This is a genomic window from Marinococcus luteus (assembly GCF_034497705.1).
GTDB classification, from domain to species: Bacteria; Bacillota; Bacilli; order Bacillales; family Marinococcaceae; genus Marinococcus; species Marinococcus luteus_A.
Map to the genome: position 1 here is coordinate 155,787 of NZ_JAXRUV010000005.1, position 24,706 is coordinate 180,492.

Below are 24,706 nucleotides of genomic sequence, written 5' to 3' on the forward strand. Positions count from 1 at the left end.
GACGAAGCGTTAACTTCCGTCCGGCTTTTTTATTCCTTTGATTCTTCTGTCGTTCCCGGGGCCGGTGCTTTCGTCTTGTCAATTTCTCTGTAGACAGCTTTGAGTCGTGGGTTTCCTTCTGCTACTACTGTTCCGTTCACTGTTACGAGAGGATAAAAGTATTCTTCCTGCCGGACTTTTTCCGCCACGGCATCAGAAGCCGACCCCGGGTCTTCAATATCAATATGTTCTACATTGGGAGGGTTTTCCGGATACTTTCTCTGCACTGCAGCTTCGAGCCACTCTGCCGTTTCCCGGCTTGAGGGAAGATTCACGCAGCTCGGACACTTTTTTTCCGCTCCATAAACTTTTATCATGATCACACACCAGCCCCTTTTTCTATATCATACTATATCTTTGCTTTCTTCACTATTTCTCCTGCCCGGTTGATAATGATTGTCAAACAGCACCTGTTCATAGTAGAATGCATATATACGTGATGACATTTGAACATAACAGCCCTACGGTTTATAATAAAAGTATTGAAAGGAGAGATCAACATGCCACAAACGACAGAAGATATGCATGCACAGGTTCAGGAGGTTCTTGAAAAGCTCCGTCCCTTCCTGCTTCGCGATGGAGGCGACGTAGAACTTGTAGATATTGAAGACGGCATCGTTATGGTCCGCCTAATGGGAGCATGCGGCTCATGCCCTTCCTCTACAATTACACTGAAAGCCGGTATCGAACGTGCTCTTTTAGAAGAGGTACCGGGAGTTAAAGAACTCGAGCAGGTATTTTAATAGACGGTAACCGCAAAAAAGCTCAGGGCATTTAACGCTCTGAGCTTTTTTATATACTTTTATTTCTATTTCAAACCGAGCTTGATACCCCTGCCGGCTGATTAACATAGTGTACGCTTGAGCCGAAGGGAGCCGGTTTTGCTGTTTCGACCCGGAAGTCTGGATAGTCTTCCTGGATCGCCTGTTTCACTTCTTCCCCTTTGCCACTCGGAACGAAGCAGAGAATAGTCGGACCGGCGCCGCTTAACGCTGCCCCGTAGGCTCCGTACTGGCGAATGCCGCTGAGCATTTCCTCCAGACCAGGCACCATATCTGCGCGGTACGGATGGTGAAAGACGTCCCGCACCATCATTTCGCCGGCCATTTTCCAATCTTCTTTTAAAATAGCTGCCACCAGCACGTTACTTACTGCGCTTCCGTGAATAGCTGTGGCGTAAGGAAGTTCAGAAGGAAGCGCTCCCCTCGCTTTTTTAGTCAGAAGCTCACTGTCCGGGATGGCAAGTACAAGGTCCACATCCGGTACACCGCAGTGCATCACGTGTGTTTTTTCCTCTCCGTAGGCACCGACGATCAATCCGCCATACAGCGATGGGCCAACGTTGTCAGGATGCCCTTCCCAGCCGCTTGCAAACTGCATTTTTTCTTCCTTCGACCGGTGCAGTCCGGCCATTTCGTCTGCCAGTTCGATACCAGCAATAATTGCCGAAGCACTGCTCCCAAGTCCTCTTGCGAGCGGGATATCACTCACCATTTCCACGCGGCAGGGGGACAGTTCCACATCGTATTCAGCGGCGTAAGCTGTGGCCGCCTGATAAACAAGATTATTTTCTTTGTTTGGCAGGCTGCTGAGCTCGGACGAATTCGAGAAAAATTCCCACTCCTCCGCCCGGTCGATGTAAAGCGTAAGATAGCGGTTGACTGCTACCCCTACAGAATCAAACCCTGGTCCTAAATTCGCTGAACTGGCCGGCACAGTGATCGACAATCTTTTATCAGCCACGAACGACTCCTCCCTTGATATGCTCCATAAATGCTTCTTCATTATTTGGAATAACCGTTGGTTTCACCGTCACTTTATCAATCGCTGTACTCGGGTCTTTTAGTCCGTTTCCGGTAAGGACGCAAACAACCGAAGAACCTTTTTTGATTTTTCCGCTATCGATCTGTTTTTTAAGCCCCGCCAGAGAAGCACAGGAAGCCGGCTCTGCAAAAACGCCTTCTGTTTTGGCAAGCAGCTGATAAGCTTCAACAATCTCATCGTCTGTCACCATATCAATGCGGCCGTCTGATTCTTCTGTCACCCGGATAGCTTTATCCCAGCTTGCCGGATTACCAATACGTATAGCCGTAGCGATCGTTTCCGGATCTTTGACAACTTCGCCGCGTACAATGGCCGCTGCCCCTTCTGCTTCAAAGCCAAGCATATTTGGCAGGCCGGTCTGATGCTGCTCATGGTACTCTTTAAACCCTTTCCAGTAAGCCGTGATGTTTCCGGCGTTGCCCACCGGGATGCAGAGAGCATCCGGTGCTTTTCCGAGTGCTTCACAGACTTCGTACGCAGCAGTTTTCTGGCCTTCAATACGATAAGGGTTCACGGAATTCACGAGAGTGATCGGTTCCTTTTCACTGATGCTCCGGACGATTTCGAGCGCGTTATCGAAGTTGCCCTGGATTTCAAACACTTCGGCTCCGTACATAACGGCCTGGGCCAGCTTCCCGAGCGCAATTTTTCCTTCCGGAATGACAACGATCGTGCGGAGGCCGGCTCTCGTACCATAGGCAGCTGCCGCTGCAGAGGTGTTTCCTGTGGAAGCGCATATAATAGCTTTACTTCCCTCTTCCTTCGCTTTAGCTACCGCCATCACCATCCCACGGTCTTTAAACGAGCCCGTAGGGTTGGTGCCTTCTGTCTTCACGTGAATGTTCACGCCCCATTCTTCCGACAGTCGCTCAAGTGGTATTAACGGCGTATTGCCTTCATTCAGGGAAAGCGCCGGCGTATTTTCTGTTACTGGTAAAAAATCTTTATACTGCTTTAAAAGTCCCTGCCAAGCACTCATTTAGCTTCCTCCCTCTACACGGTAGCTGCTTTTAATATCTATTACAACATCAAGACTGTTTAACGCCGTTTGAAGCCGTTTATATACGTCGAGTGATGTTGTATGCGTAATAATGACAATTTCTGCGGTGTTCACCATTCCTTCCACCGGCCATTGAACGAGACGTTCAAAGCTTACATCCTCTTCAGCGAAAATCGAGGTGAGAGCTGCAAAGGTGCCGGTGGCGTCTTTCACGTGCAGGCGGAGAAAGTATTTCGAAAATACTTCATTATCCGGCTTAATATGCTTTTCATTCAGCGGCTCACCGACATGCTGTCCGCTGACGCCGAGACGCATATTGCGTACAGAAGTGACAAGATCCGAAACTACCGCTGTGGCAGTTGGAAGCGCTCCGGCTCCCGGGCCGTAAAACATTGTTTCTCCTACCGCTTCGCCGTAAATATACACAGCGTTGTATTCGTTTTGCACTGATGACAGCGGATGGTCATTTGGCAGCATCATTGGCTGCACTGCAAGTTCCACCTTCCCGTTTTTCCGTTCGGCCAATCCGATCAGCTTTAACGTATAGCCCATCTGCCGGCAGTAGGCAAGATCATCTGTTGTAATGGACGTAATGCCTTCAACCGTAACGTCTGAAAGCTCCACATTCATGGAAAAGCCGAGGTTCGCCAGAATAGCTACTTTTCTGGCAGCATCAAGACCTTCGACATCCGCCGTAGGATCGCTCTCTGCAAATCCAAGCTCCTGCGCTTCAAGCAGAACTTCCTGGTAAGGACGGTCATCCTGGCTCATTTTCGTCAGCACATAGTTAGTCGTTCCGTTCACGATGCCCATCATTTTTGTGATCCGGTCGGAGGCAAGCCCTTCCGTAAGACCTCGCAGCACCGGAATTCCTCCGGCTACGCTCGCTTCATAAAACAAATCGCAGTGATTGTCCGCTGCGATTTTTAACAGCTCTGCCCCGTGGAGGGCCATCAAGTCTTTATTCGCAGTAACAACGCTCTTGCCCTGCTGCAATGCCTGGGTAATATACTTTCTTGCCTGGTCCACACTCCCCATCACTTCAATAACCGTGTGGATCTCAGGATCGCCGAGCACGTCATCTGCCTCTAGCGTCAGTTGGTCTTCCCGTAAACTTACCTGACCGGTCCTCGGTTTTTCCAAGTCACGTACCAGGGCTTTTTTTAAAAACACATCAGCACCCACCTGGTGCTGAAGCTCTTGTTTATGCTCTTCCAATAGCTGAGCCACACCGGCTCCAACCGTTCCAAATCCAAGCATACCTACGGCAATTTTTTCCATTCCTGCTACACTCCTAACTCCCTCTAAAACCTTTATTACATTCTTTATTTATATAATGTTTATTTTAGGTAAACAAATGTCTTTCTATAAAGGACATTATAACGATATTATTTTCAACTCGCAACCATTACAGCAAAAAAAGCTATAGATAACCAGCCCATTCTGCCAGTGTTTCTACCTGGTAGGCAGGAGGAGTTTCTTTAGCCGCAGCCACCTCCCTGCTGGTGACTCCTGTGTTTACATGAATGGTATCTATTCCTGCCCGTATCCCGGCGAGAATATCGGTATCATAATTGTCCCCAATTAACGCCACTTCATCTTTAGCCACGCCGACTGCCTGCATCGCCATGTCCACCATAATAGGCTGCGGCTTGCCGATAAAAATCGGATTTTTCTGCGCAGCCGTCGTAACGACCGACGTGAGCGCCCCATTGCCAGGATGAAAGCCCTGTTCGGTCGGAATAGCCACGTCTTCATTAGTGGAAATAAACATGGCCCCGCTTCGCACCGCCACTGTCGCCTTACTAAGTTTATCGTATGTAATGCTGCGGTCCATACCCATTACAACGGCGTCCGGGTTGGTTTCTGTAAGACGGAAGCCGTAACCCTCCAATGCTTCCTGAAGCCCCTGCTCGCCAATTACATATACCGTGGCGGAAGGAGCCTGTTCGTGTAAATATCTGGCTGTCGCAAGGGACGTTGTCATCACCTGGTCTGCTTCGCACTTCACTCCCATGCCTGCCAGTCGTTCCGCAACCGTTTCGGGGGAGGAGGTGGAGTTATTGGTTATATATAAATGCGGGATACCTTTATCATGAAGCTGATTCACAAACCGTACAGCTTCCGGAATTGGTTCGCTGCCCCGGTACATCGTGCCGTCCAGATCAATTAAATATGCTTTATACGTTTTCATGGCCGTTCATCTCCTCTATTCCTTCGTATCCTTCTCCTCGGGCAGGAAGGCAGATACCGGTCCGAGCTCCTCCTCGAGATAATTTCTTACCGACGGGCTCACTTTCTCTACAGCGGGCTCCGCTTCCTCGAGCACCTGCCTGATTTCAGCGGATTCAATAGCAGTAAATTCCTGCACGAGCTTTTTCCGGAATGCCACTAAAGGCTTCAGCCGGCTGATCACTTCAGATTCGAGCACCCGTTCGTCTTCAAGGATATCGAGAATATCTTCATAGCTGCCCGGATCTCTCATAATAAAACCATCAATCATCTGATTGCCGACGTCTATCAGCGCTTCAATCCATCCGTGCGCGAGTCTTTCGAGCGCTAGCTGCGTGCCTGCCGTGCTTTCCTCGCGGATCTGCTTATATATACGTCCGAGCTGCTCCATATACTGCAGACGGTCCTCAATTTGTTTCCGGTCTACAAAATACATTATTCTGCCTCCTTTTCTCATTCTCTATGGTAGCATATCTAAACGCTTCTGCAGATAAAACCACCGCTGAAGACGGCACATAAATATGGTAAGATAGTTAAGCATTTTGCAATCTTTACATATGAGTCTTCTTACAGGAAAGGATGAAATCTATTTATGGATAGAGAATTGGCGCTTGAAATTGTACGTGTTACAGAGGCTGCCGCTGTTTCTTCTGCCCAGTGGCTTGGACGGGGGAGAAAAATAGAAGCGGATGATGCTGCTACGACTTCGATGAGGTCCATGTTTGACTCTGTGCACTGCCGCGGAACAGTCGTCATCGGTGAAGGGGAACTCGACGAAGCACCTATGCTCTATATCGGAGAAGAAGTGGGAGACGGAGAAGGCCCTGAGGTTGATATTGCTGTAGACCCGCTCGAAGGAACAAATATTGTTGCAAGCGGCCGGGCCAACGCTGTCGCTGTCATTGCAATCGGGGACCGGGGCACACTTCTTCACGCGCCGGACATGTATATGGAAAAAATCGCGGTCGGACCGAAAGCTGCAGGGAATGTCCGCCTCGACGACCCGATTGAGACTACCATCGATACGATTGCTAAAACAAGCAACAAACGGGTCCGGGACGTCACGGTTATTATCCAGGACCGCGAGCGTCATCAGCAGCTCATCGACCGCGTCCGGGCCAAAGGCGCCCGGGTAAAACTCTTTGGTGACGGGGATGTAGGGGCTTCCATCGCAGCTGCGCTTCCGCGCACCGGGATTGATTTATTCCTTGGCACCGGCGGAGCTCCGGAAGGTGTCATCTCAGCTGCCGCTATTAAAGCACTCGGCGGGGACATGCAGGCCCGCCTTGTACCCTCAGACGCCGAAGAAAAGGAACGCTGCAGAGTTATGGGAATTACAGACACGAGTAAGGTGCTTCAGCTGTCTGACCTCGTGAAAGGAGACGATGCTATATTCGCGGCCACCGGCGTTTCGAGCGGTGAACTGCTTGACGGAGTTCGTTTTCTTGGAGGTGATCTTGCCGAAACAGATTCTATCGTCATGCGGGCCAAAACCCGTACTGTCCGCTACATTAAAGCCCAGCATCACCTTGACTACAAACCCCACCTCCTTGCTGAAGAATAATAAACAAAAACCCCCGTGTCGGGGGTTTTTACGTTACTGATTCTTCTGCTTCTTCCGGCGTTTCTTCCTTTTGCTCCTGGCGAACCTTTTTTAATACAAAATAGGCGCAGCCAAAATTACAGTACTCCAGCAAGTAATCTTCAAGGGTACCAATTTTAAAATCGTGGGGGACCTTTTTGCGGTCGTTTTCAAAGAAGCCGCGCATGCGAAGCTGCTCATGCCCCCAGTCCCCGACGACATAATCATACTTATTCAGTACTTCACTGTAACGCTCTTTAAATGCTTCTTCACTCCAGCCATCCCGAAAGTTTTCGAGCAATTCGTAACGCTGTCCATGAACTTGAATCAATGAGCTCCCCTCCTCTGCTGAGCCTGGCCCTTCCAAAAGAAAAACCAGCATCCGAAAAGAGGAACTGGTTTTTCCAGGGGCGGTCTCTCATTTATTGATACTTGCTTGCTTCCATCTGAACCTGTGCTTCGTTTACCTGCTCGTCAGCATGATAGGAAGAACGGACAAGCGGCCCGGATTCACAGTGGCTGAATCCTTTTGTCATTGCAATTTCTTTCAGCTCCGCAAATTCTTCAGGCGTATAATATCTTTGTACTTTTAAATGCTTCTTCGTCGGCTGCAGATACTGTCCAATCGTCATAATATCCACGTCGTGTGCACGCAGGTCATCCATAGCCTGAATGATTTCCTCTTTTGTTTCTCCGAGGCCGACCATCAGACTCGATTTGGTGGGAATATCCGGATGAAGCTCTTTGGAATACTGAAGGAAATCCAGGGAACGACGATATTTTGCGCGGGCGCGCACCCGCGGCGTCAACCGTTCCACTGTTTCAATATTGTGGTTCAGGATGTTCGGTCTTGCTTCCATTAAAATATCCAGGTTTTCAGGGGTACCGGACATGTCTGATGGAAGCACTTCGATTGTCGTGCCAGGATTTTTCCGGCGGACAGCACGAATGGTTTCAGCGAATACTTCCGAGCCTCCGTCTTTAAGGTCATCTCTTGCTACGGCTGTAATGACGACGTGCTTCAGCCCCATTTGTTCCACGGAATCCGCAACACGTTCAGGCTCGCCCCAGTCCAGTTCGTTTGGAAGACCGGTTTTAACAGCGCAAAAACGGCAGCCGCGCGTACAGGTATCACCGAGGATCATGAATGTAGCCGTTTTTCTGACTGCCCAGCATTCGTGAATGTTCGGGCATCTGGCTTCTTCACATACCGTATGAAGATTTTTCTCGCGCATCATTTTTTTCAGCCCTTTGTAGGACTCATTAGTGTTTAGTTTTATTTTCAGCCATTCCGGCTTGCGGACGTATTCTTCCGTTTTTGCCATGTTGCTCTCACTCCCAGTTATGAATAATAAAAAGCATGTTTGTACTATATCTGTAATATATGTTTGATTAGACTGGCCAGTTTTTACTGTTTTCCTTTATACTTTAACACGTTCCACAGGTTCAGACAATTCATAGACGTCCTTCTTTACTACCCGCCAATCCGTCAGCAGCCGAAAAAAAAGCAGCCCGGCTACTTTCTACCGGGCTGCTTTTTTTATTTTTGTTTCGAGGCTTTTTTTGCGTTCAAAAGACTTGCTACAAGACCGCCCCATATAATAACCATTCCTACGACCATTGTTATAATTGCTCCGGCTGTCAATTTACTCAGCCTCCTCTTTGGATAAGCCTTTCCAGCGTATAAGGGACATTATAACACCTGCCGCTAAAGCAGCGAGGGCCACAGCCCAACCGCTGGCGAAAATAAACCCGTCTGCGTACCCTTCGTAATTTCCATTTTCAGTGTCAAACTGCTTTAAAATGTTTTGCAGGAATAAGTCAATCATCATATAACCAAGTACAATCGGCGTAATGACTCCAAGACATACCTTCCACCAGCCGCCAAGACGGATATCGGAAATTGCGTTGGCGTGCTGTTGAAATTCCGGCAGCTTACGGAGCACCCAGGCAATCAATACTACTTCCACCAGCCCGAGGAGGGCTACGCCGAACTGGTTGATAAAGTAATCGGCTGCATCAAGGAAATTCAGACCGCCACGGGTCGCAAATATCAGGGAACAAATTGCCGCTGCACCGCCACCGATACCGACTGCTTTCCCGCGCGTCCAGCCGAATTTTTCCTGCAGTCCTTTAATGTACGTTTCGGCGATAGAAATCAGTGATGACAGTCCGGCTAGGGCGAGCGACAGGAAGAAAAGAACACCAAACAGGCCGCTGAGCGTCGGAAATTCACTGATAATCTGTGGAAAGACAACAAAGGCAAGTCCGACACCGCCGGCTACCACTTCTTCTACTCCTACGTCCAGCTGCTGGGCCATAAACCCGAGAGCTGAAAAGACGCCAATCCCGGCCAGCAGTTCAAAGCTTGAGTTACTAAAACCGGTAATAAAGGCATTGTTTGTAATGTCCGATTTTTTCGGCAGATAACTGGAATAGGTAATCATAATCGCAAAAGCGATTGATAAACTAAAGAAAATCTGCCCATATGCAGCTACCCAGACGCCTCCCTGGGTGAGCGCCCCGAAATCCGGTTCAAAGAAAGCCTGAAGCCCCTCTGCTGCGCCCGGAAGAGTAACCGCGCGGATGCAGATGATAAGGAAGATAACGACCAGCGTCGGAATAAAAATCCGGTTCGCCAGCTCAATACCTCGCTGCACCCCTTTAAATAATATGCCGAGCGCGATCGCCCAGACGATGATTAACGGGATAAGCACTCCGATCGTCATGCCGCCGAACTGCCCGGGATCTGCCAGCTGCAGATAGTCATTAAACAAAAACGCTTCGGTGTCAGCCCCCCAGCTTAAATTGAAAGAAAAAATCGTGTAGGAGAGCGACCAGGCGATGATAACAGGATAATATGTAGAAATAACAAATGCTACCGCCACGGCCCACCAGCCGATCCACTCCACATTTTTGTTCAATTTTGAATACGTTCTTGGTGCTGCGCTCCGGTATTTATGACCCATGGTAAATTCCATGATCAAAAGTGGAATACCTGCTGTCAGCAGCGCAAATAAATATGGGACAAAAAACGCGCCGCCGCCGTTTTCAAATGCCGTCGCCGGAAAACGCCAGATGTTTCCGAGCCCGATCGCAGATCCGACTGCTGCCATAATAAAACCCGCACGTGTTCCCCATTGTTCTCTTGCAGCCATGAAGCTTCCTCCTTTTTATCTGTTACATGACTATGTGAACATCTGCCGATGCACAACTTTTGTCTGATAATTCATTATATTTATCTTTCTTTGCCTTGTCAAAGTACATAGCGGAAAAGTTTTTTGTAAGCGTTTTTTTTGCTGCTTTCGTTCTCAATGCAGAGATAAATAAAATCATCCTGCTACAACCAAAAAGTTGCAGCAGGACTTTTAAATACTACATTAATTACTTTTTCGCCTGTAGGTTACGTACCGGTGTGGATGCTTGTTTTTTTCATCCACTGGTCCTTCTTCCTTTTCAGCAATTTCCCATTCGGACTCATTCCATTCCGGAAAATATGTATCTCCCGGAACATCGGTGTCAATATGGGTCAGATACATATATGAAGCGTCCGGCAGCAGTTCTGTAAAAACGCCGCTGCCTCCGATAACGTAGTAAAGCTTTTCTTCTCCAGCAAGCCGGCGAATTTCTTCAATATCGTTCACCACCTGAGCACCTTCGTGCGACCAGTCCGTATTACCTGTAATAACGATATTGGTGCGTGATGGGAGCGGCCCGTTCATCGATTCAAACGTTTTCCTGCCCATAATAACAGTCCCGTGCTTTGTTACCTGCTGAAAATGGTTCAAGTCAGCAGGAAGATGCCAGGGGAGGTCGTTTTTATATCCGATCACCCGGTTGTTTGCGACGGCAGCTACAAATGCGATCATACAGACACCTCTCCTTTAATGTGGGGATGCGGGTCGTACCCTTCGAGGGAAAAATCATCAATGGTAAAATCAAAAATGGAATCCACATTACGCGTGATTTTCATTTCCGGAAGACTTCGCGGCTCGCGCTCAAGCTGAGTTTTGATTTGTTCCACGTGGTTGTTGTAAATATGAGCGTCCCCAAATGTATGGATAAACTCTCCGGGCTCAAGGTCACATACGTGCGCGATCATTTGCGTTAAAAGAGCATATGAAGCAATGTTAAACGGTACGCCGAGAAAAATATCTGCACTCCGCTGGTAGAGCTGGCATGACAGCTTTCCGTCCTGGACGTAGAACTGGAACAGGCAGTGGCACGGGGCAAGCGCCATATCTTCGATTTCTGCTGCGTTCCAGGCGCTGACGATCAGTCTCCTTGAGTCCGGATTTGTTTTGATCGCTTCCACCACGTCAGAAATCTGGTCCACCGTTTTGCCTCCTGCTCCTTCCCATGAGCGCCACTGCTTGCCGTAGATCGGCCCTAAATTGCCTTCTTCGTCTGCCCAGGCGTCCCAGATTTTTACTTTATTTTCTTTCAGATAGGCAATGTTCGTTTCTCCCTGTAAAAACCAAAGCAGCTCATGAATAATGGAGCGCAGATGCAGCTTTTTTGTGGTGATCACCGGAAAGCCCTCCTGCAGGTCAAAGCGCATCTGCCATCCAAAGGTGCTAATTGTTCCAGTGCCGGTTCTGTCATCCTTCTTGCCGCCATTTTCAAGTACATGCCGGCAGAGATCTAAGTATTGTTTCACGTTTATGCCTCCCTATGTTTTTACTTCAATTACCGCATGACAGAAGCACCTTCACGCTTAACAGCAGACTGAAGGCTTTCCATCTGCGGACGGTTCATCAGAATCCGGCCGTATACTGCTTTACCAGCACATCGGTCAGAATGTCCCGCATCATTTCCGGCATATAGTATTGTTTCGACTCTGCGTTGGACAAGCCGGTGTACAACGGACCGAGTGTGAACATATCAAGAGTGGCCAGCTCATAAGTTTCTTCGTGATTAAGCAATTCTTGTCCGATGCGGATACTCTGCACCGTCCACTCTCCATATTCGTAGTCCGCTTCTATCTGCATGCCACTGAATACCATGTGGCCAAGCATCTCCCCGCGAAAGCCAAAGCCTTTCAGCGGCAGACGGATCATTTCCTCCGTAAAAGCTTTTTTCACTACCTCTTCAAGCACATGCCCTTTTACTGCCACTACGCAGGGGTTAATCGGGTGAGGACACAGGCGGTGAATATCTTTTTTCGTTACCGGTCCTGCCGGCAGCGAATGAAGCAGCAGTCCTGAATTTAGCATAGATATCTCCGTTTTACACCATTCCCGCAGCCCATCGGCAAGCAGCGAGGCAAATGGAGACTCTTGAGTCCATGACACAGATAATGGCTCTCCAATTTCTGTCACTACTTCATTCATGTCTTTATCTGCCTCATCCTCGAGCGCTCCCAGAAGCCTTTCAGTGATTGGGGAAGGTTTTAGCCTGCGCGTATCTATCGTTCTGCCAAAAATGCTGGAGAGGCGCTGCGCATCCCCTTCAAACAGAAGCTCGAGCTCCCCTGCGTGCGTGCCAAACTTGCCGCACTGCGTAATTAATGTATTGTCCACCCATTCCGGCTCCTCAAGGAGATGGTGGGTGTGTGCTCCCAGAATAACATCAAAATCATAGGAGGAAGCGAGCTCCAAATCCTTAGGATAGCCCAGATGCGACATTAAAATCATTACGTCCGACTGTTCCCGGAGCTCGGGCAGAAATGTTTCTATCATGTGCTCCGGGTCTGTAACTTTCCAGTCCAGCCCTTCATAAAACGGATAAAAAGGAACGGTTACCCCGAGCAGGCCAATCCGCACCCCTTCTTTTGTCGTATGGATACTATATGGCTCCGCCCAGTTTGGACGGCGGCCATCTGTATCAAACAAGTTCGCCAGAAGTACCTGAAACCCGGCTTCATCATACATATGATTCAGCTCTTCTTTTGCAAACGTGATGCCTTCATTGTTTCCAACCGCTGCATATTGAATGCCGGCTTCATTCATCAGCTCCACGTTTCCTTTTCCCCTTGTAGCTTCTGTGACGGCGTGCACCCGGTCAGTGTGGTCCCCGAGATCCAGAAGAAGGACTGACTCCCCCCGGTCCTGCCGGTATTTTTTCCGTTCTTTTAAATATGCTGCTGTGCGTGTCCATTGGTCCAAATCGCTGTGAATATCGTTTGTGTGATACAGGTAAACAGAAAAACTGGAGGACAACAGGTCTCACCGCCTTTGTGCTCGTTCCCACATGCTGAGGTGCAGAACGAGTGCATTTCATCTTCTATTATCTTACTACGAATCACGGGACTCGTCATTAAAGAGCGAGGTTTGTTTTGGAGTAAGTCCTTCGTATTCTATACCGGAAAGCTCGAGCAGCCGGCGCGCGTTCGGGGCTGCATGGCGCTCGGAATTATTATTAAAAATCATGTACACGTCGCTGCTTTCTTTCTGCAGTCTTTCTGCCAGTTCCTGCCATTCCTGAAGCTCTGCGTCGGAATAGTTATAGCGGTAGCGCACCTTGCGCCACTCCTGTCCCCTTGCCGGCTTCAGCCACGCGTTCTTGTCACGCCCGTGCAGACGAATTAACGTTTTGGAAGACGTGGTGGCTTCCTCCACAATCGGCACCGATCCGCCTTCGATCTGTGGTTCGTCTACTACGGAATGGATCCAGTCTTCATTCTTCATGAATTCGAGCGTTTTTTCCCGGAAGGTCGGATGGAACCATGATTCATGGCGAAACTCAAGAGCGCAGGGGAATTCGTGCAGCTGGTCTCTCAAGTAGCGGAGATAGTCCACATTTTCCCTGTTGCATTCAAACCAGGGTGGAAACTGGCACAGAACCATTGCTAACTTGCCTGCTTCTTTCATCGGGCGTACCGACAGGGCGTACTGCTCAAACATTTCCTTTTTTGATTCATATTTACTCGGGCCGCGCTGGTGCCCGGTCATTTCCTGATAGGCCTTCATAATAAATTGAAACGAATCCGGCGTCTCCCGGAGCCATTTATCAATGTTTTTCTTCGGCTGAATAGCGTAGAAGGAAGAATCCACTTCTACCGTGGGGAAATATTTACTGTATTCCTTCAGCTTGTCAGTCTGCTTTAATCCTTTTGGATAAAGGGAGTCATGGTCCCCCCAGCCGGTTAAACCAACATATATCATCATTTATTCACCTCCCTTTTCTTTTCACGTTCTTCTTTAAAATAAAACAAAAAAACTGCCCTTTTTAGAGCAGTAACAGCTCTTTAAAGGACAGTTCCTCTTTTTCGCGAGGGGCAGGGAAATTAACCGATCGAGCCTTCCATTTCAAAGCTGATCAAACGGTTCATTTCTACGGCATATTCCATTGGCAGTTCTTTTGTGAACGGCTCAATGAAGCCCATAACGATCATTTCAGTTGCTTCCTGTTCACCAACGCCGCGGCTCATCAGATAGAAGAGCTGCTCTTCCGATACTTTGGAAACCGTTGCTTCGTGTTCAAGAGCAATGTTGTTGTTATAAATTTCGTTGTATGGAATCGTATCCGAAGTGGATTCGTTATCCATAATCAACGTATCACATTCGATTTTCGATTTGGAACCGTCAGACTTGCGCCCAAAGTTCGCAATACCGCGGTACGTTACTTTTCCGCCCTGTTTCGAAATGGATTTCGAAACGATGGTGGAAGAACAGTTTGGAGCCAGGTGCATTACTTTTGCGCCTGCATCCTGGTGCTGACCGCGGCCTGCGATAGCGATGGAAAGAACGGTACCCTTCGCGCCTTCACCGCGCATAATAATCGATGGATATTTCATCGTTAGTTTAGAACCGATGTTACCGTCAACCCATTCCATGGTGGCGCCTTCGTCGGCAACTGCCCGTTTTGTTACGAGGTTGTAAACGTTTGGTGCCCAGTTTTGAATGGTTGTATAACGGCAATACGCATCTTTTTTCACGATGATTTCAACAACGGCACTGTGCAGGGAGTCTGTGGAATAAACTGGGGCTGTACACCCTTCCACATAATGCACGGAGCTGCCTTCATCTGCAATGATCAGCGTACGCTCAAACTGTCCCATGTTTTCCGAATTGATACGGAAATAAGCCTGGAGCGGTGTTTCTACTTTTGCACCTTTTGGCACATAGATAAAGGAACCGCCGGACCATACTGCAGAGTTCAGCGCGGAGAACTTGTTGTCAGACGGCGGGATAACTTTCCCAAAGTGCTCACGGAACAATTCTTCGTTTTCCTTCACTGCTGTATCGGTGTCTTTAAACACGATACCCTGATCTTCAAGCTCTTTTTCCATGTTGTGATATACAACTTCGGATTCGTACTGTGCAGATACCCCTGCCAGATACTTTTGCTCTGCTTCTGGGATACCAAGCTTGTCGAACGTGTTTTTGATTTCTTCCGGTACTTCGTCCCATGACTTTTCGGAACGCTCAGACGGCTTTACGTAATACGTAATAGCGTCAAAGTCTAACCCGGAGAGATCGCCGCCCCATTGCGGCATTGGTTTTTTATAGAAGATTTCGAGGGATTTCAGACGGAAGTCGAGCATCCACTGCGGCTCTTCTTTAATTTTAGAAATTTCTTTTACAATTTCGTCTGTGAGGCCTTTACCAGAACGGAAAATGGAAACGTCTTTGTCATGAAAACCATACTGATAGTCTTCACCAATTTCCGGCATTTGTTTTGCCATATGAAAATACCTCCTTAGAGTCGGGAATGAACTAATCCACTCCCGCTGCGTTTCAAGCACCTTACTGTATTATGAATGGTTTTCCTCTTCCACTAACCCTTTTTCCATGGCTTTCCACGCAAGTGTCGCGCATTTAATACGGGCAGGAAACTTCGTTACGCCCTGCAGAGCTTCGATATCGCCAAGGTCGTATTTCGTATCGTCGATCTCTTCGCCCTGCATTAACTGCGAAAACATCTGCGCCATATCCAGTGCTTCTTCGACAGTATGGCCTTTGACAGCCTCTGTCATCATCGAAGCGGAGGATAAGCTGATCGAGCAGCCTTCCCCGACAAACCTTGCATCGGCGATTTTTTCTTCTTCCACCTTCAACTGAAGCTGAATGCGGTCGCCGCAAGTTGGATTGTTCATGTTGACATGAAGTGTTTCTTCCTCCAGGTCACCTTTGTTTCTCGGATTTTTATAGTGATCCATGATGACCTGGCGGTAAAGTGTATCTAAATTATGCGAAGACATCACCGAAATACTCCTTTACTCTTATTAACCCCTCTGCCAAAGCATCAATATCTTCTGTGGAGTTATAAAGATAAAAACTGGCACGGGCGGTAGAAGCTACATCAAGCCACTTCATTAACGGCTGGGCACAGTGATGGCCGGCGCGTACCGCAATGCCTTCCGCGTCAAGTACGGTGGCTACATCATGCGGGTGCACGTCCTGCACATTAAATGTCACAATGCCAGTGCGTTCTTTCGGTCCGTATATATCCAGGCCATCCACCGCCGATAACTGCTTCAGCGCGTATTGGCCGAGCTCTTTCTCATGAGCAGCAATGTTATCCAGGCCTATCTCTTTCAGGAAATCAATTGCTGCCCCTAAACCAATAGCACCAGCAATGATCGGTGTGCCCCCTTCAAACTTCCACGGGGTTTCCTTCCATGTTGAATCATAGAGCCCCACAAAGTCAATCATTTCGCCGCCAAATTCCACCGGCTCCATATTTTCCAGGAGAGATTTTCTCCCATAAAGCACTCCGATACCGGTTGGACCGCCCATTTTATGGCCGGAAAAAGCGTAAAAATCCACATCCAGATCCTGCACGTCCACCTTCATGTGCGGCACGCTTTGCGCACCGTCCACAACGATGACTGCTCCGTGTTCGTGGGCAATAGCAGCAATATCTTTAATGGGGTCCACCGTGCCCAGTACGTTTGATACGTGACTGACCGCCACAATTTTTGTTTTTTCAGAAACAGCCCTGCGTACATTTTCTGCCGTTACCGTTCCGTCTGCTTCGAGCTCCACGTACCGGAGACGGGCTCCGTTACGCTTTGCTGCCTGCTGCCACGGAATAATATTGGAATGGTGCTCTTTTTCTGTAAGGACGATTTCATCGCCTTCCTGCAGATGAGCATCCCCGTAGCTGGAAGCCACTGTGTTGATGCCAACGGTCGTACCGCGGTTAAAAATGATCTGCTGCGAGGAAGGAGCATTGATGAAGGAGCGGACTTTTTCCCGCGCTCCTTCGTACTCATCCGTCGCCATGCTACCAAGCGTATGCACGCCGCGGTGAACGTTTGAATTATACCGGCGGTAATAATCATTGACCGCTTCAATTACCTGCACAGGCTTTTGGGAAGTCGCCGCCGAGTCAAGATAGACAAGCGGACTTCCGTTTACTTCCTGCTGCAGTATAGGAAACTGTTCACGAATGGCTTTTACATCCATTAGTACACTTTCCTTTCAATAACCTCCGTCAGGCGATCTTTCACAGCTTGAATTGGCAGTGCGTCTACTACTGGAGCAAGGAAGCCGTGAATAATCAGGCGTTCTGCTTCTGTCTGCGGAATACCGCGGCTCATCATATAGTAAAGCTGAACGGGGTCAACACGGCCTACAGAAGCTGCGTGACCGGCCGTAACGTCGTCCTCATCAATAAGAAGAATAGGGTTCGCGTCGCCGCGGGCACGTTCACTGAGCATAAGCACACGCTCGGTCTGCTCCCCGTTGGCTTTTGTCGCTCCGTGTTCAATTTTGTTAACGCCGTTGAAGATAGCAGAAGCTTTGTCTTTCATAACCCCGTGAGTCAAAATCTGGCCGTCTGTATTTTTACCAAACTGGATAATATGAGCCCAGAAGTTCTGGCTTTGCTCTCCGCGTCCGATAGCTACGGATTTTTTATCAGAAGTCGAACCATCGCCTACAAGTGCAGTTGTATTGTCCGATACTGTGTTACCTTCGTTCATCTGGCCGAGTGCCCAGTCGATGCTTGCATCTTTGAGCGCGTAGCCGCGGCGGTTAGTATACACCGTGGTCGCTTTCTCTAAGTGGTCCACGCCGCCAAAGGAAACGTTCGCCCCTTCTTCCGCATAAACCTCTGCAATCGCATTAACAACGGAAGGCGTCTCTGTATCATAAGAAACGTAGTTTTCAAGATACGTCACTTCGCTGTTTGCTTCGGCTACAATAACCACGTGGTTGAACAGCCCCATATTCGCCTGTTCGAGCCAGTAGATTGTTTGAAGCGGGGCTTCCACCTTTACGTTTTTCGGAACGTAGATGAATGTCCCTCCGTTCATGAGCGCCACGTTCAGCGCTGTAAAACGGTGCTCATCCACCTGTACAGCGTTGCCCATGAAATAACGCTCAAGCAGATCGCCGTGCTCAATAGCCGCCGTTGCGATATCCGTGAAAATAACGCCCTGCTCTTCAAGCGTGCTGCTTGCTTCATACAGAACCGTCTGGCCGTCTCTTTGCACGAGCAGATTCTGCTGCGCGGCGTTTTTATCTATAAGTCCCTGCACCTGTTCGTGCAGTTCTTCAGACGAAGAAAAGCTTTCCTTCGGGGTGCCTTCGTGTTCAAATTCGGTAAAGTTCCACGTCTTAATATTCGTTTTTTCCGGCTTCGGCATTTCCAGCTTTTCTGCTAAACGGCTGGCGCTTAGACGCTGGTCCTTCAGCCATTTTGGTTCATTCTGTTTATCCGAGAAATCTTCAACGTATTTCTCGTCATACTTCCAAGTAGTATCTATAGACATAATTTCGCCTCCCCTGCTGTTAAAATTATTCCTGTGGTTCTCCTACGCGTTCGTTTTCAATGCCGAGTTCTTCTTTAATCCACTCATAGCCTTCGTTTTCAAGGCGCTGAGCTAATTCGGCACCGCCGGATTTAACGATGCGTCCCTGCATCATCACGTGTACTTTATCCGGAGTAATGTAGTTCAAAAGACGCTGATAGTGAGTGATGATTAAGCAGCCGAAGTCCGGGCTTTTCATGTCATTTACGCCTTTGGAAACGACTTTGAGTGCGTCAATGTCAAGACCGGAGTCAATTTCGTCCAGGATAGCGATTTTTGGTTCCATCATGAGAAGCTGAAGAATTTCATTACGCTTTTTCTCACCGCCGGAGAACCCTTCGTTTAAGTAACGCTGGGAGAACGATTCGTCAATTTCAAGCATGTTCATTTTTTCATCCATCTGGCGGATGAATTTCATTAGCTGGATTTCATTGCCTTCTCCGCGCTTAGCGTTAATGGCCGAACGCATAAAGTCAGAGTTTGTTACACCGCTCACTTCACTTGGATACTGCATTGCGAGGAAAAGACCTGCTCTTGCACGCTCGTCGACCTCCATGTCGAGAACGTCTTCTCCGTCAAGAGTGATAGTTCCTTTAGTAATTTCATACTTCGGATGGCCCATCACTGCAGAAGCAAGGGTGGATTTACCTGTGCCGTTTGGTCCCATGATTGCGTGAATTTCTCCGCCGTTCATTTCTAGATCGAAACCTTTAATGATTTCAGTACCTTCGATTTCTACGTGCAAATTCTCAATTTTCAAGTTCGGCGTTGCCATTTTGCATACCTCCATATTTTGGAATCAAGCGGAAACCGCTGTTTTTTCTCTATTTATTATAATTATTATTTTATAACAAATGTAAACTGACTTCAAGCAAACTCGCTTTCTCTCCCGATATATTTCATTTTTTTGCTACTATATGGCAAAAAATCGCACGGGAAATAAATGAGAATACGCTCATTTTATTCTCAATAAAAGCGTTCATACAAAAAGGAGGGTGCCTATACAAACCAATTGCAGGAACGACCCTCCTTATTCAATGCTCTTCTTCAATCACTCTTACAGTATACCAAACCTCACTGAGAAGTAAAAAAGGAAAAACTCTTTCAATGAAGATTCTCTTCTATTTTCCTTCAATACAAAAAGCCGGACTCAGTAAACGAGCCCGGCCCTGACCGCTATTCCTGTTCTGCAGGAATGACGGCTCCGTCATATTCTTCTTCAATAAATTCCTGGGTTTCATCCGACTGCAGCACATCTACAAGCGTCTGAATTGTTTCATTATTCTCGTCCTCTTCCCGGGCTGCTATCACGTTTACATACGGATTGTCCTCCGGACTCTCCAGCGCAATAGCGTCCTCCTGAGGGTTCAGATCAGCATCAATTGCATAGTTGGAGTTAATGAATACGGCATCGCCTTCGCCGTTATTGTACACCTGCGGAAGAGTAGCCGCCTCAATGTCCGCCTGGAACTGCAGGTTCTTCGGATTTTCCGCAATATCATCCACTGTTGCTTCAACACCGGCGCCCTCTTCAAGCGTCAGCACGCCTTCCTGCTCGAGCATCTGCAGAATCCGGCCGTGGTCTGCCACTGAGTTGCTCATAATGATTTCCGCTCCGTCCGGAAGGGCATCGAGACTGTCATACTCCTGGGAATAAACACCGATTGGCTCGATGTGAATGCCGCCCATGTTGACGAAATTAAAATTATCGTTTTCCTCCATCTGGTCCTCAAGATAAGGAATATGCTGAAAATAGTTTGCATCAATTTCTTCTGAAGCCAGCGATTCGTTTGGAACAATATAGTCATTGAACGTTTCGATTTCAAGCTCTACATTTTCTTCTGCCAACTGGTCTTCGGCAAACTCCAGAATTTCTGCGTGCGGCACACTTGTGGCACCGACGGCAAGTGTCTCTGTTTCTTCCCCAGAAGAGCTGCCGCTGGATTCTGAATCAGAGCCGCAGGCCGCCAGCACTGCCGCGGAAAGTAGTGAAACGCCGAGTAGTGTTTTTTTCATGAAAAATTCCCCCAATAGTATATTATTTATCTTTTATCTATCTGTCTTGTCCAAATATCTCCAATCCACTGTAGGATAAAGACAATAACGAGAATGAGCACTGTAGCAACAAATACCACTTCATTGTTGCTGCGCTGGAACCCTTCCTGATACGCGAGGTTCCCGAGCCCTCCGCCGCCTACTACTCCCGCCATAGCAGTATAGCTGACCAGTGTAATACCAGTCACGGTAATGCCGGAAATTAAGGACGGCAGCGCTTCAGGCAGAAGCACTTTTTGAATAATCTGCCACTGGCTCGCTCCCATCGCCTGCGAGGCTTCAATAACACCCTTGTCCACTTCTCTCAGTCCAATCTCCACCAGGCGGGCGTAAAACGGAGCTGCGCCGATAATCAGTGCCGGAAGTGCTGCGCTCGGCCCAAGCATTGTACCAAGCAGAAAGGTTGTAAACGGAATAAGCAGAATGATCAGGATAATAAATGGAATAGAGCGGAAAATATTAACGATCGCTGCTGTCACCGTGTGCACCGGCTTGTTTTCCCACAGGTTTCCTTTATCCGTTAAATACAGCAGAACCCCTAGTATCGTACCGAGTAAAAATGTGGCTGCTACCGCAATCAGGCTCATGTAGACGGTTTCCCACGTAGCGATCCACATATTTTCCCAATTGATTTCTTCCATCCATGTGTTAAGCACGCTCCATCACCTCTGCTTCTATTTCTTCTTCGCGGAGGTAGGCAAGCGCTTTGTCGATTTCTTCGCTGCTGCCTTTGATGCGGATAAACAGGGAACCGTAGCTGCCACGCTGCGTCTGGGAAATTTTCCCCTGAATAATGTTCACATCCACATCAAACTGGCGGATGACTTTGGAAATAAACGGCTGCTCGGCTTTGTTTTCCAAAAACTTCAGCTGGACCACCGTACCGTTTTCTTCTTCATTAAATACAATTTCCGAAGCGTCTTCCTCCGGCTCCGTAATCTGACGGACAAATTCTTTAGTCATATGTTCCCTCGGGTTCCGGAACACCTGGAGTACGGGCCCTTCTTCCACAACTCTGCCGTCTTCCATTACCGCCACCCGGTGGCAGATTTTACGGATCACGTGCATTTCGTGCGTGATCAGCACAATGGTAAGCCCCAGCTTTTTATTAATATCTGTAAGCAGAGCAAGAATGGAATCTGTTGTTTTCGGGTCCAGCGCCGATGTTGCTTCATCGCAAAGCAGCACCTTCGGGTTGTTGGCAAGAGCTCTCGCAATACCGACCCTCTGCTTCTGGCCGCCGCTCAGCTGGGAAGGATAGGAGTCCTCCCTTCCTTCAAGACCGACAAGGCTCACCAGCTCCTGCACCCGTCTGCTTCGTTCCTGCTTTGACTGTTTGGCAATTTCGAGCGGAAACGCAATGTTTTCTGCTACCGTCCGGGACCACAGCAGGTTAAAGTGCTGAAATACCATGCCTATTTCCTGACGCGCTCTGCGCAGGGACTGTCCTTTCAAGGAAGTAATGCTTTCTCCTTCAATGGTTACTTCACCGCCGGTTGCGGTTTCGAGCTTATTCAACAGCCTGACAAGCGTACTTTTGCCTGCGCCGCTGTAGCCGATAATGCCGAAAATTTCCCCTTCATCAATAGAAAGGCTGACGTTATCTACGGCGGTGACGGTTTGTGTTTTAGTCTGAAAGGCTTTGGACAAACCTTTTAATTGAATCATACCGCTCTCTCCTTCATCGCTTTTCTTTATCTTTATTAAAACGATGTAAATAGTATGTTTTAATTCGTCATGATTTCTGCAAATATTCTTTTTTCCCTACCACACCGGGCCATAAAGAAAAAACCTTTCTGCACACGAGCAGAAAGGTTTTAAAGAATCCTTTCCACTCATCTTGCAGACGTTCGTCTGCAGGAATTGGCACCATGTCTGCCTATGCAGACTGGTTGCCGGGTTTCATAGGGCCTTCCCCTCCACCTCTCTTGATAAGTGAACGATGATTATGCGTTCATATTTGACGATGCTATTTATATTATCACCTTTGACTATAAGCGTCAACCTTTAAATGCCCTTTCTGAAAGGCTTAAAAACAGCCGTATTACATCCGCTCATAAAAAGAAGCTGCCCTGCCGGAGGTCAGCTTCTATGTACATCAGTATTAATCGTCGCTTACCATGTCCGAATACTGGGCCGGTGACATCAGGTCATCCAGTTCACTTTCGTTGGAAGGCTCTACAACGATCATCCAGGCCTTTTCATATGGAGATTCGTTGACGAACTCAGGAGAATCATCCAGGTTTTCGTTAACTTCTACGACCTTTCCTGTAACCGGCGCATAAAGCTCTGATACCGTTTTAACAGATTCCACACTTCCAAATGGCTCACCGGCCTCGAGTTCATCCCCAACTTCCGGAAGCTCTACGAATACAATATCGCCAAGCTCGGACTGGGCGAAATCCGTGACACCGACGCGAAGACGGCCGTCTTCTTTTTTCACCCATTCATGTTCTTCTGAATATAAAAGTTCATCTGGTACACTCATACACAATCATCCTCCTTCAAATGAATACTATTACGCTTTCCACTTTTCCTCAAAAACTGCTTCCTTAAACCCGAGGGTAACACTCTCTCCGTCTGTCACAATAGGTCTTTTTAAAAGCATTCCGTCAGAAGCGAGCCATTCCAGAATCTCTTCTTCAGCTGCTTTCGGCAGCCGGGTTTTCAGGTCCATTTCCCGGTACTTCTTCCCACTTGTGTTAAAGAACTGCTTCCAATCAAGTCCTTCCTGTTCTTTCCACGCCTTTAATTCTTTTTTCGAAGGCGGATTTTCCACAATATGATACTCATCAAAAGAAATATTTTCTGCTTCCAGCCACTTTTTTGCTTTGCGGCATGTACTGCACGGGGGATACCCGTAAAAAGTAAGTGCCAATGCCAGGCCTCCTCCATACGCTTTCTTCCCTCTTATTGTAGCGGAAACCCTCCTCGTTGGAAAGTTTCAATTTGCTTTTTAATGCCGGGAGAAGCCTTTAACACACAATTAGATGAAGAGAGGAATTTAAAAGCAAAGGCAGCTTTTCATGTTTTCACCGATGCTGTTCAGAAAGATGACTCTATCTGTAAAATCCCGGCACAACAGCAAGTATACGAATATATACTAAGTGATCCAGAGGGGATGTTAATGCTTAAAAAAAAGTAAATTTTTTTAATATGAGTCCAATACGCATCATATCCGGCTTAGAAGTTTTCTGCTTATTTAATTATTTAAAATTTTCCGTTTCTAATGTTTATTCCTTTTTAAGCCGGGAATGTGTTTGACTGACTGAGGATTTAAATCCTTGGTTAAAATATAAAGGAGGTATTTGCAACAATGGCAGTCGATAAATATCCATCCAGACAAGGCGATCATAAGGAAATCATGGACCGGAAGGATCCGGTAGTCCACGGAAGCGCCGGCTATGATGGCCCATTGCAGCAGAAGGAACTGGACTTTTACGACGAGAACGGCTACCTCATGCTCCAGAAGCTGTTTACCGATGAGGAAGTCGAGATGATGAAGCGCGAGCTCCGGGAAACGATGAAGCGCAACGAGGAGCGTGACGCGCCCGATGTGATCAAGGAGCCGAACAGCAACGAAGTCCGCTCCGTGTTTGAAATCCACAAGGACAGCGGGTTCTTTGAAATGCTCGCCAAAAACGAGCGCATTGTCAAAGCCGCCCAGCAGATCCTCGGCAGCCAGGTGTATATGATGCAGTCCCGGATAAACTTTAAGCCAGGCTTTAAAGGTAAGGAGTTCTACTGGCATTCGGATTTTGAAACCTGGCACATGGAGGACGGCATGCCGGACATGCGTGCGCTCAGCTGCTCGATCATCCTGACGGACAACTACGAGTTCAACGGCCCGCTCATGCTGATCCCGGGCTCGCAGAAATGGTACGTCTCCTGCCCGGGCACGACGCCGGAGGACAACTTCAAGCAGTCGCTCAAAAAGCAGGAGACCGGCGTGCCCGACAACGAAAGCATGGAATGGCTCACGGAGCAGGCCGGCGGCCAGATTGACCGCGCGACCGGCCCGGCGGGCTCGGTGCTCTTCTTTGACTGCAACACGATGCACGGCTCGGCCGGCAACATTTCGCCGTACCCGCGCAGCAACGTCTTCTTCGTGTTCAACTCGGTGGAAAACAAGCTCGTCGATCCGTTCAGCGGCCAGGAGCCGCGTCCGGAATTTCTGGCCAACCGCCAGGACACTTCCGCGATCAAGCCTAGTTCAGATCGTCTTTCACACAAAACTTCCACTTCTGCAAAATAAGACACAAAAAGCATC

The 24,706-nt window shown here is 48.2% G+C and carries 28 protein-coding genes and 1 riboswitch; of the genes, 4 read left to right on the forward strand and 24 right to left on the reverse strand.

The window, feature by feature from the left end:
• Positions 1–29 precede the first annotated feature (29 nt).
• The gene (locus Q9M42_RS09930; RefSeq protein ID WP_322526327.1) at positions 30–356 is read right to left on the reverse strand and encodes a DUF1462 family protein; all 327 of its coding nucleotides are present in this window, start codon (positions 354–356) and stop codon (positions 30–32) included.
• A gap of 183 nt (positions 357–539) precedes the next feature.
• Between Q9M42_RS09930 and Q9M42_RS09935 the strand changes: the two genes are divergently transcribed.
• Positions 540–782 carry a NifU family protein gene (locus Q9M42_RS09935; RefSeq protein WP_022793950.1) on the forward strand — a complete coding sequence of 81 codons (243 nt, stop codon included), beginning with the start codon at positions 540–542 and terminating at the stop codon, positions 780–782.
• Between the two features lie 70 nt (positions 783–852).
• Here Q9M42_RS09935 and thrB read toward each other — a convergent pair whose 3' ends face one another.
• From thrB to Q9M42_RS09960, 5 genes are all read right to left on the reverse strand, one after another.
• Entirely contained in the window at positions 853–1,782 is a 930-nt protein-coding gene (gene thrB, locus Q9M42_RS09940) for a homoserine kinase (RefSeq protein WP_322526328.1), read from the reverse strand.
• Complete coding sequence (gene thrC / locus Q9M42_RS09945) at positions 1,775–2,842, reverse strand: threonine synthase (protein WP_091616396.1); 1,068 nt, start codon at positions 2,840–2,842, stop codon at positions 1,775–1,777. Before thrC ends, thrB begins: the two co-directional genes overlap by 8 nt.
• Positions 2,843–4,144 carry a homoserine dehydrogenase gene (locus Q9M42_RS09950; protein ID WP_322526330.1) on the reverse strand — a complete coding sequence of 434 codons (1,302 nt, stop codon included), beginning with the start codon at positions 4,142–4,144 and terminating at the stop codon, positions 2,843–2,845. It abuts the gene before it with no gap.
• Positions 4,145–4,286: 142 nt separating this feature from the next.
• On the reverse strand, positions 4,287–5,057 hold the full coding sequence (locus tag Q9M42_RS09955) for a TIGR01457 family HAD-type hydrolase (RefSeq protein WP_322526331.1): 771 nt from the start codon (positions 5,055–5,057) through the stop codon (positions 4,287–4,289).
• A 15-nt stretch (positions 5,058–5,072) separates the two neighbouring features.
• Entirely contained in the window at positions 5,073–5,531 is a 459-nt protein-coding gene (locus Q9M42_RS09960; protein ID WP_322526332.1) for a DUF86 domain-containing protein, read from the reverse strand.
• 156 nt (positions 5,532–5,687) lie between these two features.
• Here Q9M42_RS09960 and glpX point away from each other — a divergent pair, with 156 nt between their 5' ends.
• On the forward strand, positions 5,688–6,659 hold the full coding sequence (gene glpX, locus Q9M42_RS09965; RefSeq protein ID WP_322526333.1) for a class II fructose-bisphosphatase: 972 nt from the start codon (positions 5,688–5,690) through the stop codon (positions 6,657–6,659).
• Positions 6,660–6,687: 28 nt separating this feature from the next.
• Here glpX and Q9M42_RS09970 read toward each other — a convergent pair whose 3' ends face one another.
• The 18 genes from Q9M42_RS09970 to Q9M42_RS10055 all read right to left on the reverse strand — a co-directional run bounded on the left by Q9M42_RS09970 (position 6,688) and on the right by Q9M42_RS10055 (position 23,314).
• Entirely contained in the window at positions 6,688–7,059 is a 372-nt protein-coding gene (locus Q9M42_RS09970; RefSeq protein ID WP_440972320.1) for a YutD family protein, read from the reverse strand.
• Positions 7,060–7,099: 40 nt separating this feature from the next.
• Positions 7,100–8,023: a lipoyl synthase gene (lipA, locus tag Q9M42_RS09975; protein WP_322526392.1), complete on the reverse strand. Its 924-nt coding sequence runs from the start codon at positions 8,021–8,023 to the stop codon at positions 7,100–7,102.
• Between the two features lie 194 nt (positions 8,024–8,217).
• Complete coding sequence (locus tag Q9M42_RS09980; RefSeq protein WP_022793941.1) at positions 8,218–8,322, reverse strand: methionine/alanine import family NSS transporter small subunit; 105 nt, start codon at positions 8,320–8,322, stop codon at positions 8,218–8,220.
• Between the two features lies 1 nt (position 8,323).
• Positions 8,324–9,835 carry a sodium-dependent transporter gene (locus Q9M42_RS09985; protein ID WP_322526335.1) on the reverse strand — a complete coding sequence of 504 codons (1,512 nt, stop codon included), beginning with the start codon at positions 9,833–9,835 and terminating at the stop codon, positions 8,324–8,326.
• A gap of 222 nt (positions 9,836–10,057) precedes the next feature.
• A complete protein-coding gene (locus tag Q9M42_RS09990; RefSeq protein ID WP_322526336.1) occupies positions 10,058–10,546 on the reverse strand; it encodes a dihydrofolate reductase in 489 nt (162 codons plus the stop codon).
• The gene (locus Q9M42_RS09995) at positions 10,543–11,337 is read right to left on the reverse strand and encodes a thymidylate synthase (protein ID WP_322526337.1); all 795 of its coding nucleotides are present in this window, start codon (positions 11,335–11,337) and stop codon (positions 10,543–10,545) included. The genes Q9M42_RS09990 and Q9M42_RS09995 overlap by 4 nt, the downstream gene beginning before the upstream one ends.
• Before the next feature lie 97 nt (positions 11,338–11,434).
• Positions 11,435–12,838 carry a bifunctional metallophosphatase/5'-nucleotidase gene (locus tag Q9M42_RS10000; protein ID WP_322526338.1) on the reverse strand — a complete coding sequence of 468 codons (1,404 nt, stop codon included), beginning with the start codon at positions 12,836–12,838 and terminating at the stop codon, positions 11,435–11,437.
• A gap of 75 nt (positions 12,839–12,913) precedes the next feature.
• Positions 12,914–13,783 (reverse strand): DUF72 domain-containing protein, encoded by an 870-nt coding sequence (locus tag Q9M42_RS10005; protein WP_322526393.1) that lies wholly within the window; start codon positions 13,781–13,783, stop codon positions 12,914–12,916.
• 122 nt (positions 13,784–13,905) lie between these two features.
• Positions 13,906–15,306 carry a Fe-S cluster assembly protein SufB gene (gene sufB / locus Q9M42_RS10010; protein ID WP_298785231.1) on the reverse strand — a complete coding sequence of 467 codons (1,401 nt, stop codon included), beginning with the start codon at positions 15,304–15,306 and terminating at the stop codon, positions 13,906–13,908.
• Positions 15,307–15,375: 69 nt separating this feature from the next.
• Positions 15,376–15,822, reverse strand: coding sequence for a Fe-S cluster assembly sulfur transfer protein SufU (gene sufU / locus Q9M42_RS10015; protein ID WP_322526339.1), 447 nt, complete (start codon positions 15,820–15,822; stop codon positions 15,376–15,378).
• Positions 15,809–17,032: a cysteine desulfurase gene (locus tag Q9M42_RS10020; protein WP_322526340.1), complete on the reverse strand. Its 1,224-nt coding sequence runs from the start codon at positions 17,030–17,032 to the stop codon at positions 15,809–15,811. The genes sufU and Q9M42_RS10020 overlap by 14 nt, the downstream gene beginning before the upstream one ends.
• Positions 17,032–18,342 carry a Fe-S cluster assembly protein SufD gene (gene sufD, locus Q9M42_RS10025; RefSeq protein WP_322526341.1) on the reverse strand — a complete coding sequence of 437 codons (1,311 nt, stop codon included), beginning with the start codon at positions 18,340–18,342 and terminating at the stop codon, positions 17,032–17,034. Before sufD ends, Q9M42_RS10020 begins: the two co-directional genes overlap by 1 nt.
• Positions 18,343–18,367: 25 nt before the next feature.
• Positions 18,368–19,156 carry a Fe-S cluster assembly ATPase SufC gene (gene sufC, locus Q9M42_RS10030; protein ID WP_022793930.1) on the reverse strand — a complete coding sequence of 263 codons (789 nt, stop codon included), beginning with the start codon at positions 19,154–19,156 and terminating at the stop codon, positions 18,368–18,370.
• A gap of 401 nt (positions 19,157–19,557) precedes the next feature.
• Entirely contained in the window at positions 19,558–20,397 is an 840-nt protein-coding gene (locus Q9M42_RS10035) for a MetQ/NlpA family ABC transporter substrate-binding protein (RefSeq protein ID WP_322526342.1), read from the reverse strand.
• A 26-nt stretch (positions 20,398–20,423) separates the two neighbouring features.
• Entirely contained in the window at positions 20,424–21,077 is a 654-nt protein-coding gene (locus Q9M42_RS10040) for a methionine ABC transporter permease (protein WP_322526343.1), read from the reverse strand.
• Positions 21,078–21,084: 7 nt separating this feature from the next.
• Complete coding sequence (locus Q9M42_RS10045) at positions 21,085–22,104, reverse strand: methionine ABC transporter ATP-binding protein (protein ID WP_322526344.1); 1,020 nt, start codon at positions 22,102–22,104, stop codon at positions 21,085–21,087.
• A gap of 164 nt (positions 22,105–22,268) precedes the next feature.
• Positions 22,269–22,374, reverse strand: a riboswitch (SAM riboswitch).
• A gap of 166 nt (positions 22,375–22,540) precedes the next feature.
• Positions 22,541–22,924 (reverse strand): glycine cleavage system protein GcvH, encoded by a 384-nt coding sequence (gcvH, locus tag Q9M42_RS10050; protein ID WP_322526345.1) that lies wholly within the window; start codon positions 22,922–22,924, stop codon positions 22,541–22,543.
• Positions 22,925–22,954: 30 nt separating this feature from the next.
• Positions 22,955–23,314 (reverse strand): arsenate reductase family protein, encoded by a 360-nt coding sequence (locus Q9M42_RS10055; RefSeq protein ID WP_322526346.1) that lies wholly within the window; start codon positions 23,312–23,314, stop codon positions 22,955–22,957.
• An 81-nt stretch (positions 23,315–23,395) separates the two neighbouring features.
• Between Q9M42_RS10055 and Q9M42_RS10060 the strand changes: the two genes are divergently transcribed.
• Positions 23,396–23,581, forward strand: a complete 186-nt coding sequence (locus Q9M42_RS10060; protein ID WP_322526347.1) for a hypothetical protein — start codon at positions 23,396–23,398, stop codon at positions 23,579–23,581.
• A gap of 171 nt (positions 23,582–23,752) precedes the next feature.
• Entirely contained in the window at positions 23,753–24,691 is a 939-nt protein-coding gene (gene thpD / locus Q9M42_RS10065) for an ectoine hydroxylase (protein WP_322526348.1), read from the forward strand.
• Positions 24,692–24,706: the final 15 nt, after the last annotated feature.